At 61.0% G+C, this 12,668-nt stretch carries 12 protein-coding genes; 6 read left to right on the forward strand and 6 right to left on the reverse strand.

Annotated elements, in window-relative coordinates:
* Positions 1 to 16: 16 nt before the first annotated feature.
* A complete protein-coding gene (locus BJP61_RS12695) occupies positions 17 to 682 on the reverse strand; it encodes a DUF2268 domain-containing putative Zn-dependent protease (protein WP_171998481.1) in 666 nt (221 codons plus the stop codon).
* 66 nt (positions 683 to 748) lie between these two features.
* Positions 749 to 2,779 (reverse strand): choline transporter, encoded by a 2,031-nt coding sequence (locus tag BJP61_RS12700; RefSeq protein ID WP_171998482.1) that lies wholly within the window; start codon positions 2,777 to 2,779, stop codon positions 749 to 751.
* A gap of 247 nt (positions 2,780 to 3,026) precedes the next feature.
* Between BJP61_RS12700 and betI the strand changes: the two genes are divergently transcribed.
* Genes betI through betA form a run of 3 tightly spaced genes read left to right on the forward strand, consistent with a single transcriptional unit; the run spans position 3,027 to position 6,814 of the window.
* Positions 3,027 to 3,623 (forward strand): transcriptional regulator BetI, encoded by a 597-nt coding sequence (gene betI, locus BJP61_RS12705; protein ID WP_038863217.1) that lies wholly within the window; start codon positions 3,027 to 3,029, stop codon positions 3,621 to 3,623.
* A gap of 12 nt (positions 3,624 to 3,635) precedes the next feature.
* Positions 3,636 to 5,108 carry a betaine-aldehyde dehydrogenase gene (betB, locus tag BJP61_RS12710; protein ID WP_038863219.1) on the forward strand — a complete coding sequence of 491 codons (1,473 nt, stop codon included), beginning with the start codon at positions 3,636 to 3,638 and terminating at the stop codon, positions 5,106 to 5,108.
* 26 nt (positions 5,109 to 5,134) lie between these two features.
* On the forward strand, positions 5,135 to 6,814 hold the full coding sequence (betA, locus tag BJP61_RS12715) for a choline dehydrogenase (protein ID WP_171998483.1): 1,680 nt from the start codon (positions 5,135 to 5,137) through the stop codon (positions 6,812 to 6,814).
* Between the two features lie 76 nt (positions 6,815 to 6,890).
* Here betA and BJP61_RS12720 read toward each other — a convergent pair whose 3' ends face one another.
* Positions 6,891 to 7,775 carry a LysR substrate-binding domain-containing protein gene (locus BJP61_RS12720; protein WP_171998484.1) on the reverse strand — a complete coding sequence of 295 codons (885 nt, stop codon included), beginning with the start codon at positions 7,773 to 7,775 and terminating at the stop codon, positions 6,891 to 6,893.
* Between the two features lie 138 nt (positions 7,776 to 7,913).
* Here BJP61_RS12720 and BJP61_RS12725 point away from each other — a divergent pair, with 138 nt between their 5' ends.
* Positions 7,914 to 8,759 (forward strand): MBL fold metallo-hydrolase, encoded by an 846-nt coding sequence (locus BJP61_RS12725; RefSeq protein ID WP_171998485.1) that lies wholly within the window; start codon positions 7,914 to 7,916, stop codon positions 8,757 to 8,759.
* A gap of 24 nt (positions 8,760 to 8,783) precedes the next feature.
* Here BJP61_RS12725 and BJP61_RS12730 read toward each other — a convergent pair whose 3' ends face one another.
* Positions 8,784 to 9,200, reverse strand: coding sequence for a GFA family protein (locus tag BJP61_RS12730; protein ID WP_161581625.1), 417 nt, complete (start codon positions 9,198 to 9,200; stop codon positions 8,784 to 8,786).
* Between the two features lie 326 nt (positions 9,201 to 9,526).
* On the opposite strand from BJP61_RS12730, the gene iraP reads away from it, so the two are divergent.
* Entirely contained in the window at positions 9,527 to 9,871 is a 345-nt protein-coding gene (gene iraP / locus BJP61_RS12735) for an anti-adapter protein IraP (protein WP_038863226.1), read from the forward strand.
* Positions 9,872 to 9,916: 45 nt separating this feature from the next.
* On the opposite strand, the gene BJP61_RS12740 is transcribed toward iraP, so the two are convergent.
* Together BJP61_RS12740 and BJP61_RS12745 are read right to left on the reverse strand one after the other, a co-directional pair.
* On the reverse strand, positions 9,917 to 10,135 hold the full coding sequence (locus tag BJP61_RS12740) for a hypothetical protein (protein WP_038863227.1): 219 nt from the start codon (positions 10,133 to 10,135) through the stop codon (positions 9,917 to 9,919).
* A gap of 97 nt (positions 10,136 to 10,232) precedes the next feature.
* Entirely contained in the window at positions 10,233 to 11,615 is a 1,383-nt protein-coding gene (locus BJP61_RS12745; RefSeq protein WP_171999325.1) for an MFS transporter, read from the reverse strand.
* Between the two features lie 128 nt (positions 11,616 to 11,743).
* Here BJP61_RS12745 and BJP61_RS12750 point away from each other — a divergent pair, with 128 nt between their 5' ends.
* On the forward strand, positions 11,744 to 12,658 hold the full coding sequence (locus BJP61_RS12750) for a LysR family transcriptional regulator (RefSeq protein WP_171998486.1): 915 nt from the start codon (positions 11,744 to 11,746) through the stop codon (positions 12,656 to 12,658).
* Positions 12,659 to 12,668 lie beyond the last annotated feature (10 nt).

The raw sequence follows: 12,668 nt of genomic DNA on the forward strand, positions 1-12,668 counted from the left end.
GACGATAAGCGTCCCGCTATTCGCCTGCCAGCCCGTGGCGACGCGCCGCCGCAATCACTTCCTGCGCCGACACCGCCACCCGGCGCTCAGGGTCAGGTTCGCCAATGTCTCCAAGCCATGCGCCCACCATTTCATAGCCAAGCGTATAACCGTACCAGCGGGGCAGCGCGCCGGTGCCGAAAAACCAGGCGGCATGGTCATATCGGGTGTCACCCAGCGCGGCGACACTCACTGGCGCGGCGGTTAAGGCAGCGCTTTCCAGCGCGCGCTCCCAGGGCTCCGGCGCGCTGCCCATCAGCCAGGTCACAAACTGGCCTGCAAGCCCTTCGCTCACCAGCGCTTCGCCAGGCGTCCAGCCATAGCCAGGCCCTGCCATTCGCATACAGTGATGTACTTCATGCAGAATCTGCCTGCGCAGCGTGCCGTCCGTCAGGGATGACGTGAGATGAAGGTTATCCGGGTCAATGCCCATACTGAAAAGCGCGCCGTGATACGCGCGGCCCGCAAGGCCAATCTCCGGGATAACCTGCCCCGGCGCGCGATGCACCAGAATGTCGAGTCGCGGCGGCATCATTATCGCGGCCAGCGTTTCGTACGCGGCGGCGGTCTCGTCATGGATCCGGGCGCGGTAATCGCTTAAATCGCCCTGCGCTTCCAGCCAGTGGATCGTCCAGCGTTGCATAGTGGCGTCTCCTTTGGGTAAGGCGGCAACGTTAACAAAAAAGGCCACTCACGTGGCCTTTTTCTTTTACAGCTCCGGGAAGACCAGGTTATTGCCTGGCGCCTCGCGGTGGAGGTGGATAAAGTTCAGATGACGCTCGTACTGGTCGAGAATATCGATAATCACCTGTTCCTTGTTGTAATCCATCAGGTCATTACCCTGACTGCCCTCCAGCAGAAAGGTTTCCAGACGGAAATAGTGCGATTTCCCGCTGCGGGCGCGGTAGGTAAAGCCTGGCACCGAATATTGCTGCGGCCAGACCTGATAAACAAAATCCTGCTCCTCGCCAAGATGCACGCGCAGATCAAGATAACCCAGCGGCGGCGCTTCGTCGGCGTCGACTTTACGCAGCGAGACGCGCCCGCCGCGCAATTCCAGCTCCTTCGCGACATCCTGCATCGCCGGGAAAATCACCGTTTCCATCATCTGCTGGGTATAGCGCGCGCCCGGGTAGTTCATCAGGCGCGACAGCCGCTTTTTCCAGCTCAGACGGTCATTGCCAGACGGAATATAGGGCGCGGTATCGCGGCTGGCGCTGGCGCGGCGGTGATCTTCCACCTTCAGCGATTTATACAGCCCGGCCATAACAAAGAAAATCACGAAGCTGAACGGCAGCCCCATAATCACCGTCGTGTTTTGCAGCGCCGAAATGCCGTTGGTCATCAGCATGCCCATCGTCAGCACGCCAATCGCGACCGACCAGAAAATACGCAGCCAGTTGGCGGCGTCGCTGTTGATGTCTTTGAGCTTCGAGGTGAAGTTCGCCAGTACCAGCGAGCCGGAATCGGCGGAGGTCACGTAGAACAGCATCCCGGTAATGGTGGCGACCGAGGCGCTCAGCTTAAAGGCCGGATATTCCGCAAGCAGGCTGTAGAAGCCGCGCTCCGCATGGGCGATAACCTCCTGTGCAAACCCGGCGTCGCCGTGGATAATTTCATACAGCGCGGCGTTGCCAAACACCGACAGCCACAGCAGCGTAAAGGTAAACGGAATAATCAACGTGCCCAGCACGAACTGGCGAATAGTGCGCCCGCGTGAAATACGCGCCAGGAACAGCCCGACAAACGGCGACCACGCCACCCACCAGGCCCAGAAGAAGAGCGTCCAGCTGTTCATCCACTGGCGCGGCATATCAAAGGCGAACGTGTCGAGCGTCATCCCCATAAAGCGATGGATGTAATCCCCGATATTCAGCACCAGCGCGTTTAGCAGAAAATCGGTTTTGCCCATAAAAAGCACAAACAGGATAAGCCCCAGCGCCAGGATAACGTTGAGCTCAGAAAGAAAACGAATGCCTTTATCGACGCCCGAGGTGACTGAAATGGTGGCGATGACAACCGACAGCACAATCAGCGCCATTTGCGCCGTCAGCCCTTCGGGAATATCGAACAGTACTTTCAGGCCGTAATTGAGCTGCACCACGCCAATGCCGAGCGTCGTGGCGATACCGAAAATGGTGCCTATCACCGCCGCGATATCCACGGTATGGCCTATCGGCCCGTTAATGCGCTTGCCGAAAATAGGGTACAGCGCGGAGCGAATGGTCAGCGGCAGGTTGTAGCGATAGCTAAAGTAGCCCAGCGCGATGCCCATCAGCGCGTACATCGACCAGCCCGTCAGCCCGTAGTGGAACAGCGTCCAGACCATCGCCTGACGCGCGGCTTCTATCGTCTGCCCCGTCCCCGTCGGCGGCTGCATATATTGCGTCACCGGTTCGGCGACCGAGAAAAACATCAGGTCGATGCCGATACCGGCGGCGAACAGCATAGCTGACCAGCTCGGCAGGCTGAACTCCGGTTTCGACTGCTCCGGTCCTAGTTTGATATCGCCATAGCGTGAACAGGCCATGAAAATCACGAACACGATATAGAGCGTGGCAGCCAGCATGTAATACCAGCCGAACGTCGCTGAGACCCAGTTTACCGCCAGCTGGATCCAGTCTGCGGACTGCTTGCTGAATAAAATGGTGACCAGTGAAAAAGTCAGAATCAGCGCGGCTGACGTGTAGAACACTACGGCGTTAATTCTGTTTTTTTCACTGGCAGGTGGATTCGTCATCGGTTACCTCTGGTTAATGTCCTGTCATCCTTTAAAAAGTGCGTGGTCATTTACCGGCCTCGCCAGGCCCTTCTCTGCGCCCCCCGATCGTTCATAACGGTGATTAATTGCCAGATAGCGTAGCGCACCGCTCCGCTTTTGCGACAATTCAATCACAACATCTTAACAATTTCTTTTTTTATATTGAACGTCCAATCAAAAAAAGTTCTAATAGTCTTAACATCGTGGTGAGCGGGAGTCCGGGGTCATGCCAAAAGTGGGAATGCAGCCGATACGGCGCAGGCAGTTAATTGATGCAACGCTGAGCACCATTAATGACGTCGGGATAAACGACGCCACCATCGCGCAGATTGCGCGCCGGGCGGGCGTCTCGGCGGGGATCATCAGCCACTATTTCAAAGATAAAAACGGCCTGCTGGAAGCCACCATGCGTGACATCACCCGCCAGCTACGCGACGCCGTCGCCGCCCGGCTCAAACCGCTGGGCCAGGCCAGCACCGAGGCGCGTCTGCTGGCGATTGTCGAAGGCAACTTCGACGACACCCAGGTACACAGCGCGGCGATGAAAGCCTGGCTCGATTTCTGGGCAAGCAGCATGCATCAGCCGCAGCTCGGGCGTCTGGAGCGCGTCAGCAGCCGTCGACTGTTTTCGACGCTCGCCGCCGAGTTTCGCCGCGAACTGCCGCGCGAACAGGCGCGACTGGCGGCGCACGGCCTGGCCTCGCTGATTGATGGCCTGTGGCTGCGCGCGGCGCTGAGCGGCAAGCCGTTTAATCTGGATACCGCCAGAACGCTCACCACTCAATTCATCCGTCAGCAGCTGGCTGGCGCAGAGCACCCTTAAGAAGGAGGAATCATGTCCCGATTCGCAGAACAGCAGCTTTATATTGATGGCAAATATGTCCCGGCAGCGGCGGGCAATACCTTCCAGACCATCAACCCGGCGAACGGCGACGTGCTCGCCGAGGTTCATGAAGCCGGTCAGGCCGACGTGGATCGCGCCGTCGAAGCCGCGCGCAAAGGCCAGAAAATCTGGGCGGCGATGACCGCGATGGAACGCTCGCGCATTCTGCGCCGCGCCGTGGATATTCTGCGCGATCGCAATGACGAGCTGGCCGCGCTTGAAACCCTCGACACCGGCAAACCGCTGAGCGAAACCCAGGCGGTCGATATCGTCACCGGCGCCGACGTGCTGGAATATTACGCCGGGCTTATCCCCGCGCTGGAAGGCCAGCAGATCCCGCTGCGCGATACCGCTTTTGTGTATACCCGCCGCGAACCGCTTGGCGTGGTGGCGGGGATTGGCGCCTGGAACTACCCCATCCAGATTGCGCTGTGGAAATCTGCCCCGGCGCTGGCTGCGGGCAACGCCATGATCTTCAAGCCAAGCGAAGTCACGCCGCTCACCGCACTGAAACTCGCGGAAATCTACACCGAAGCGGGCCTGCCGGACGGCGTCTTCAGCGTGCTGAACGGCCGTGGCGCGGTCACCGGCCAGTTGCTGACGGAACACCCCGGCATCGACAAAGTCTCGTTTACCGGCGGCGTCGCCAGCGGCAAAAAAGTGATGGCGAACGCGGCGGGCTCGACGCTGAAAGAGGTCACCATGGAGCTTGGCGGAAAATCGCCGCTCATCATTTTTGACGACGCGGATCTGAGTCTCGCCGCCGACATCGCCATGATGGCCAACTTCTACAGTTCAGGCCAGGTCTGCACCAACGGTACGCGCGTCTTTATCCCGGCGAAACTTAAGGCGCCCTTCGAGGCGAAAATCGCCGAGCGCGTGGCGCGCATTAAAGCGGGCGATCTCAACGATCCGGCGACGAATTTCGGGCCGATGGTCAGCTTCGCGCACCGCGACAACGTGATGCGCTACATCGAGACCGGTATCCGTGAAGGCGCGCGCCTGCTGTGCGGCGGCAAACGCATGACCGGCGAGGGATTTGATAACGGCGCATGGGTCGAGCCGACCGTCTTCACTGACTGTCGCGATGAGATGACCATCGTGCGCGAGGAGATCTTCGGGCCGGTCATGTCGATTCTCACTTATGAGAGCGAAGAAGAAGCGGTGAAACGCGCCAACGCCACCGATTACGGCCTGGCGGCGGGCGTCGTTACGCAGGATCTCAACCGCGCGCACCGCGTCATTCACCAGATTGAAGCGGGCATCTGCTGGATCAACACCTGGGGCGAATCCGCCGCCGAGATGCCGGTCGGCGGCTATAAGCACTCCGGCATTGGCCGCGAGAACGGGCTGATGACCCTGCAAAGCTATACGCAGGTGAAATCCGTGCAGGTCGAGATGACCCGCTTTCAGTCCGTATTTTGATTTATTTTTAACCTGAGGAACGACTAATGGAATTTGATTACATCATTATCGGAGCCGGATCCGCAGGGAATGTTTTGGCAACAAGACTGACCGAAGACAGTGACGTCACCGTATTACTGCTGGAAGCGGGCGGCCCGGATTACCGCTTTGACTTCCGCACCCAGATGCCGGCGGCGCTGGCTTACCCGCTACAGGGAAAACGCTACAACTGGGCGTATGAGACTGAGCCTGAGCCATACATGAATAACCGCCGCATGGAGTGCGGACGCGGTAAAGGGCTTGGCGGATCGTCGCTGATTAACGGCATGTGTTATGTGCGCGGCAACGCGATGGATCTCGACAACTGGGCGCAGCAGCCCGGTCTTGAGCGCTGGACTTATCTCGACTGCCTGCCCTACTACCGGAAATCGGAAACGCGCGATATCGGCGCTAACGATTACCACGGCGGCGACGGCCCGGTGAGCATCACCACCTGCAAACCCGGCAACAATCCGCTGTTCGCGGCGATGATTGAAGCAGGCGTGCAGGCGGGGTATCCGCGTACCGACGATCTGAACGGCTATCAGCAGGAAGGGTTTGGCCCGATGGACCGTTTCGTGACGCCGAAAGGCCGCCGCTCCAGCACCGCGCGCGGCTATCTCGACACCGCGAAGCCGCGTCCGAACCTGAAAATCATCACCCACGCCATAACCGATCGCATTCTGTTCGACAACAAACGCGCCGTGGGCGTGGAGTATCTCCACGGGGCCAGCAACGCGCCGCATAAAGCGACCGCGCACCGTGAAGTGCTGCTCTGCGCGGGTGCCATCGCCTCGCCGCAAATCCTTCAGCGCTCGGGCGTCGGCAACGCCGCGTTCCTGAAGCAGTTTGATATTCCTGTGGTCCACGATCTGCCGGGCGTCGGCGAGAACCTTCAGGATCACCTGGAGATGTATCTGCAATACGAATGTAAAGAACCGGTGTCGCTCTACCCGGCGCTAAAATGGTGGAACCAGCCGAAAATCGGCGCGGAGTGGCTCTTTAACGGCACCGGCATCGGGGCCAGCAACCACTTCGAGGGCGGCGGCTTTATCCGCAGCCGCGAGGAGTTCGCCTGGCCGAATATTCAGTACCACTTCCTGCCGGTGGCGATAAACTATAACGGCTCCAATGCGGTGGAAGCGCACGGTTTCCAGTGCCACGTCGGCTCCATGCGCTCGCCGAGCCGCGGCCATGTGCGCATTAAATCGCGCGATCCGCGCCAGCATCCGGCTATCCTGTTCAACTACATGTCGCACGAGCAGGACTGGCAGGAGTTCCGCGACGCAATTCGCATCACGCGCCAGATAATCAACCAGCCGGCGCTGGATAAATTCCGTGGCCGTGAGATCAGTCCGGGCATCGACTGTCAGACCGATGAACAGCTTGATGAGTTTGTGCGTAACCACGCGGAAACCGCCTATCACCCCTGCGGCACCTGCAAAATGGGCAGCGATGAGATGGCCGTGGTGGATGGCGAAGGTCGCGTACACGGGCTCGAAGGGCTGCGGGTGGTGGATGCGTCCATTATGCCGCTGATTATCACCGGCAACCTGAACGCGACCACCATCATGATTGGCGAGAAGATTGCGGATAACATTCGCGGTCGCGCGCCGCTGCCGCGCAGCACGGCGAGCTATTTCGTCGCAGGCGATCGTCCGGTGCGCGGCGAGCCGCTGCGCGCGTAACGCCTGACCGCCGCCGGTGAGCGCAACGTACCGGCGGCGTTTCTCTCCGCGGCCTTGCAGGCCGCCCTGTTGATGCTTATTCCGTCTGAATGTCGTCCTGTAACCATACCTCAAACGCAGCCAGCGCCGCATCGTTAACGCCGCTCTCCACGGGTTTTACCAGACAGAACGTTTTGCTGAGCGTCGATGCCCCCGGCCAGGGCGCTACCAGCGCGCCACGCGCCAGTTCATCTTCGACATACCCGCGCGGTACCAGCGCCACACCCTGACCGGCAAGCGCAGCGGCAATCGCCATTTCATGCAGATCGTAGCGCGCGCCCTGCGCCGGGTTATCCAGATGCATACCGGTCTCCTGCGCCCATCGCAGCCAGGCGTCAGGGTTCTGGCGGCGGTGGATGCGCGGCAGTCGGTTCAGCGGCTCCCCCTCCCCTGCGCTCAGCAGCGCCGGGTGGCACACCGGCACCAGCCGCTCTTCAAAAAGCCTCGTGACGCGCATTCCGGCCCAGGCGGGGCTGTCATAATGCAGGGCCGCGTCAAAACCGCTGCCGTTCAGGATAAACGGCTCGGTTCGGGCGGCGATATTCAGCGTGATGTCAGGATGTCGGGCGTAAAAACGCCCGAGCCGCGGAATAAGCCAGCGGCTGGTGAAGGTGGGCAGCGCGGCGATGTCCAGGCTCCTGCCGCCCTCCGGCAACCCCATCAGGTATTGCGTGTCGCGATCGAGTCGCTCCAGCGTTTCGCGCACGCGGTGGGCGTAGCGCGCGCCGGCCGGATTCAGCCTGACGCGGCTGCCGGCGCGGTCGAACAACTGACAGCCGAGCAGCGCTTCCAGCTTCGCTATCTGGCGGCTGATGGCGCCTTCCGTCAGCGAAAGCTCCTGCGCGGCACGGGCGAAATTACCGTGCCGCGCGGCCGCCTCGAACGCCTGCAGCGACGCGCTGCCGGGGATTTTTCTGCGCATCGTGGCTCCTCCTGCGGACGGGCTTGCGCCCGTCAGTGACAAAAGCTCATTAAGGCGTGCCATAGTATCGCTTTGCCGGGGCGATGGCAGCCTTTAGCGTGACGAAATGTCAATATGCACCACGTCCAGGAGGGCTTTATGGACCATCCCGCTTTTCCTTCACGCCAGGTTGGCGATTTCCAGGTCACCGCGATAAGCGACGGCAAGATGGACGCGAGTCTCGATCTGTTAACAGGCATCCCCACCGCCGGGGCCGATGCGCTTCAGCGCACCGCCGGGGTCGCCGCGCCCGGCGAGATTCATATCAATGGTTATCTGATCCGCGGTCAGGGGCACGTGATGCTGGTGGATGCCGGTACCGGCGGGCTGAACCAGGCGGGCGGGGAGCTGCTCGCTGCCCTGCGAACACTCGGCGTGACGCCGCAGGAGGTGGATACGATATTACTGACCCACGGCCATCCCGATCATCTCGGCGGCCTGCTGGATAGCCAGGGCGCGCCGGTCTACCCGCGCGCCGCGCTCTGGCTGCATCCTCTGGAAGCGGCGTTCTGGCGCGACGACGCGCGGCTTGAGGGCGCAAGCGAACGAGTACAGCGCGCTATTCTGCTCGCCCGCCGCACGCTGGATGGTTATGCGCCGCGTCTGCGCTTTATCTCCGGCGATACCGCCATCACCGACGGTATTCGCCCGGTCTGGCTGCCAGGACACACGCCGGGCCATACCGGGTTTCGCATTGATTCAAAAGGAGAACGCCTGCTTATCTGGGGCGATATCGTGCATTTCCCGCATATCCAGTCCGCGCGACCGGGCGTGTCTATCGTCTTTGACCACGATCCGGCGCAGGCCGCCGCCACCCGCAAGCGCCTTCTGGCGCAGGCCGCCCGCGAGCAATTACTGGTGGCGGGTATGCATCTTGGCCGCCAGGGCTTTGCCTGGGTGCGTGAGTCAGACGACGGCTACCGCATTGACTATCCCGAAGGCTGAATGATTGACGCGACGCCAGGTTTGTTACTCGCCCGGTTTCGCGCGCGTATAGCGTAAATAGCCCGCTACGCCGCCACCGCCATCATTCGGATGGTGGATGCCTTCGGTCACGGTGATTTCAGGAAAGTCAAAGGGGGATATACCTTCGAGGCACGCGACATTCACGCCATACTGGTCCGGGTTGGAGCGCCGCTGATGGAAAGTATATATGCCGCAAACCGAGCAGAAATAGTGTGCCGCCTGGCGGGTATTAAAGCGATACTCCGTCAGTTTTTCCTTACCCTCCAGCACCGTAATACCGGTGAGCGGCGCGGAAACCACTACCGCGCCGCGCATTCGACAATAAGAGCAATTGCAACGCCGGGCGGTATTCAGCCCGTCCGTTAACTCCACGGTAAATTTCACCGCGCCGCAATGGCACTGGCCATTCATTTTATTCATTACCTGTCTCTCCTCGCCGGGATAATTATTTTGAATGTGTCTGCGCTTGCGTCCCACAGCGCCATTTAATGTTAATTATGCGATTTAGCCCGCTGTTTTAACGGTGCAGGCCCGGGCACCGGGAACGGTTATCGTGTATATATTATGTAGCCGATTTTATAACAAATATTGTTACCTGCGCGTGGCCAGCCGCTGTTCGCCGCGCGGCCGCGCGCAGGCCAGTGCCGTCGTCAGGCTTTTACAGGCGCGCTGCGCTCATTTAAGACTACACAACATTGTCCATATTTGCCCCACTGATATGCTGGTCGGGCAAAGGAGGAAGTCTCATGAATAATGTGATTTACAGCATGATTGCCAAAATCTCGAAAATGGATGCGGAAGCGAAAATTCTGACGGCCCAGGTGGAAGCGCAGGCGTTACTGTTAAGCGCCATGCTCATGACTATCGGGAAAAACGGCGGTATGGAAGAGATGGTTGAAGGCGTTAAAAAAGCCATCAATGCGGCGCTGGATGCGGAAGATAATCCGTTAAAATCGGATACCGAAATATTACTCACACAGTTTAATGAACTGCTTTCTATTGCCTGCGTGCTGGATAAAGAGAAGCCGGAACTGGATGTCGAGGCCTTGCGTAAACTCTCATCCTCACTCACCAGCGAGAAACGATTCTGACGCGAGAATAAACCGCTACAGGGGCAAGGCCCCCGTAGCGAGGAATTAATAAAACTGACGGATAGCGCTTTCGGTCTCCTGTTCGCTTACCAGACTGGAAAACCGCGCCACCAGATACGTTTCGCCATCCAGCTTATAGCTCTCAATCGGCAGCTCAAGCGTGGCGCCCTTCTCACCGCTAATGCGCATTACTTCTAACTCATCGGCAACAGCAACATGCTCAACCTGTCCGCCAGGTAGAATTGCCACGACGTTTTTTGGCATACGTTAGCCCTCTGTAGTGATTAGAAAACGACCTTAACACACGCCAGAGCGGCGCGCCTGTTTTTATAACCCGCCGCCAGGCGCGGGTATTGGCGGGTCAGCCGCGTCGCAGCCGGCTGAGGCTGACGCCGAGTGCGAGCAGCGACGCGGCGGCAGCGACCCACAGCGCGAGCCTCACACCAGACGCCTGCGCCAGGCTCTCCTCAGATGGCGCGCCGAGCGCCAGGATAACCCCGACCAACGCCGCCCCTACGCACTGACCGAACGTGCGCATAATCGCCAGCACGCCGGAGGCATAGCCGCTGTGCTCGCGCGAGGCATTCGCCAGCATTTCGCGGTTATTCGGGCTTTGAAAAACGCCAAAGCCCAGGCCGCACAGCAATCCGCGCAGGCTGATATCCCCTGCGCTCGCCTGCGCGGGCAACAGCGCCAGCGCCACGAGGCCCGCCACGAACACTGCAAGCCCGGCGGTTGCGATAAGCGCCGGCGCGTGGCGGTCGGCAAGGCGTCCGGCACAGGGGGCGACCAGCATAATGCCCACCGGCCAGGCGGTGAAAAGCAGCGCCGCGTTCAGCGCGCTGTAGCCATACACGCTCTGAAACAGAAACGGCAGCGCCACAAAGGTCATTCCCTGGCTGATAAACGACGCCAGCGAAGTAAGCGCGGCCAGGGTAAAACGGGGGCTGGCAAAGAGCTGCGGCGGCAGAAGCGGCTCCGGCGCGCGTCTGAGACGCCAGACCAGCGCGGCGCCCGACAGCGCCGCCAGCGCGCCGAAGCCAAACATGGCATGCAACGATACGGCGTCCGGCGCCATCACCACCGCCCCCAGCATCAGCGCCGAGAGCAGCGCGCCCGGAACGTCAAACGGCCCGTGAGCCGGGCGACGCGCCTGCGGAAGAGTGCGCAGCGTCAGCCACAGCGCGAGCGCCCCTGGCGCGAGATTAATCGCAAACAGCCACGGCCAGCCGAGCCAGGCCAGCAGCGCGCCACCGAGAACCGGCGCCACCGCCGTGCTGGTGGCGATAAGCAGCGCGTTCATCCCGAGAATGCGCCCCAGCAGCCGGTTGGGAAAAACGGTACGCAGGATAGCCGGCGCGATGCTGAGCGTCGCCGCTCCGCCAATGCCCTGTAAAAACCGCATCGCCACCAGCCATGAGAGCGAATCGGCCAGCGCGCAGCCGAGCGACGCCAGTGTAAAAAGCCCCACGCCTGCGGCAAATAGCGTGCGAAAGCCAAGCCTTCCTGCCAGCGCCGCGAAAATCGCGAGCGTCATGGCGGCGGCCAGCAGATAGCCGTTCGCCACCCAGACGGCATCCGCCGCGCTCACCTGTAATTCACGGGCAATATCCGGCAGCGCGATATTTACCATCGCGCCGTCAAACACGGCCATCGTCGTGCTGGTCATCACCGCGATCATCGCGAGCGCCCGCTCGCGCCCCGGCAGCCCTTCATCGCCGGGCAGGCTGGAAAACAGTGTCATCATAACCTCAGGAAAAAGTGTGCTTGCGTTAACTCTACTTTCAGGCGATACAAGGCGGAAGACGCAACGATTGCACTGTAAACCTGCATGAAACGCCTTATCTCATGGCGTTCCCCGGAGCCTGAATAATGAATGAGCCGGATCTGAACCTGTTGTTCGCGCTGGATGTATTACTGGCCGAGAAAAGCGTAGCGGCGGCCGCGCGGCGGCTCGGATTAAGCGCCTCGGCGATGAGCCGTACGCTGGGCCGTCTGCGTGAGGCCACTGGCGATCCGCTGCTGGTGCGCGCCGGCCGCCAGATGGTGCTTACGCCTTACGCGCACGCTATCCGCGAGCGTACGCAGAGCGCAGTATTTGCCGCCCGCGCCGTGCTACGCCCCGCGCCGCAGGCATTCGATATCGCCACCCATCAGCAGACATTTACGCTTCGCGCCAACGACGGGTTTGTGGAGGCGTTCGGTCCGCGCCTTATCGCCCGCGCCGCCAGCGCTGCGCCCGGCGTGCGCCTGCGTTTTGCGCCGAAGCCCGTTAAAACCGACCGGCCACTGCGCGAAGGTGAAGCGGATCTGGAAATCGGCGTGCCGGGCGAGATGGGGCCGGAAATCAGGCTGCAACGGCTGTTCCAGGACCGTTTTGTGGGCGTGGTAATAGACGGCCACCCGCTGGCGGCGCGCGCTGGCGTGACGCCGCAGGAGTATGTCGCCTGGCCGCATGTGGTGGCCTCGCGGCGCGGCCTGCTCACCGGGCCGGTGGATGAGGGGCTGGCGGCGCTCGGCCTTACGCGCACGGTCGCCGCCGTGGTGCCGGGCTTTCCGGCGGCGCTGGCGGTCGCGCGCGCAAGCGATCTGGTGGCGCTGGTGCCCGCGTCGTTTCTGATAAACCTGCCGCCCGCACCCGGTATCGCGTGGTTTGAACTGCCGGTGGCGACCCGCCCCATTACGGTATCGCAGATGTGGCACCCGCGCTCAGAGGCCGACCCGGCGCACCGCTGGCTGCGCCAGTTTGTGCTCGGCGAATGCCGCGCGCTGATGCCAGAGGGCTAAGAGCGGCGAA

It is taken from the genome of Cronobacter sp. JZ38 (assembly GCF_008932145.1).
GTDB classification, from domain to species: domain Bacteria; phylum Pseudomonadota; class Gammaproteobacteria; order Enterobacterales; family Enterobacteriaceae; genus Cronobacter; species Cronobacter muytjensii.

Bases quoted from the DNA above. Each gene is read 5' to 3' on its own strand.
- iraP (WP_038863226.1), top strand. From the start codon at position 9,527: ATGAATAATGTGATTTACAGCATGATTGCCAAAATCTCGAAAATGGAT.
- BJP61_RS12740 (WP_038863227.1), bottom strand. From the start codon at position 10,135: ATGCCAAAAAACGTCGTGGCAATTCTACCTGGCGGACAGGTTGAGCAT.
- BJP61_RS12750 (WP_171998486.1), top strand. From the start codon at position 11,744: ATGAATGAGCCGGATCTGAACCTGTTGTTCGCGCTGGATGTATTACTG.
- betI (WP_038863217.1), top strand. From the start codon at position 3,027: ATGCCAAAAGTGGGAATGCAGCCGATACGGCGCAGGCAGTTAATTGAT.
- BJP61_RS12700 (WP_171998482.1), bottom strand. From the start codon at position 2,779: ATGACGAATCCACCTGCCAGTGAAAAAAACAGAATTAACGCCGTAGTG.
- betB (WP_038863219.1), top strand. From the start codon at position 3,636: ATGTCCCGATTCGCAGAACAGCAGCTTTATATTGATGGCAAATATGTC.
- betA (WP_171998483.1), top strand. From the start codon at position 5,135: ATGGAATTTGATTACATCATTATCGGAGCCGGATCCGCAGGGAATGTT.
- BJP61_RS12730 (WP_161581625.1), bottom strand. From the start codon at position 9,200: ATGAATAAAATGAATGGCCAGTGCCATTGCGGCGCGGTGAAATTTACC.
- BJP61_RS12720 (WP_171998484.1), bottom strand. From the start codon at position 7,775: ATGCGCAGAAAAATCCCCGGCAGCGCGTCGCTGCAGGCGTTCGAGGCG.
- BJP61_RS12725 (WP_171998485.1), top strand. From the start codon at position 7,914: ATGGACCATCCCGCTTTTCCTTCACGCCAGGTTGGCGATTTCCAGGTC.
- BJP61_RS12695 (WP_171998481.1), bottom strand. From the start codon at position 682: ATGCAACGCTGGACGATCCACTGGCTGGAAGCGCAGGGCGATTTAAGC.
- BJP61_RS12745 (WP_171999325.1), bottom strand. From the start codon at position 11,615: ATGACACTGTTTTCCAGCCTGCCCGGCGATGAAGGGCTGCCGGGGCGC.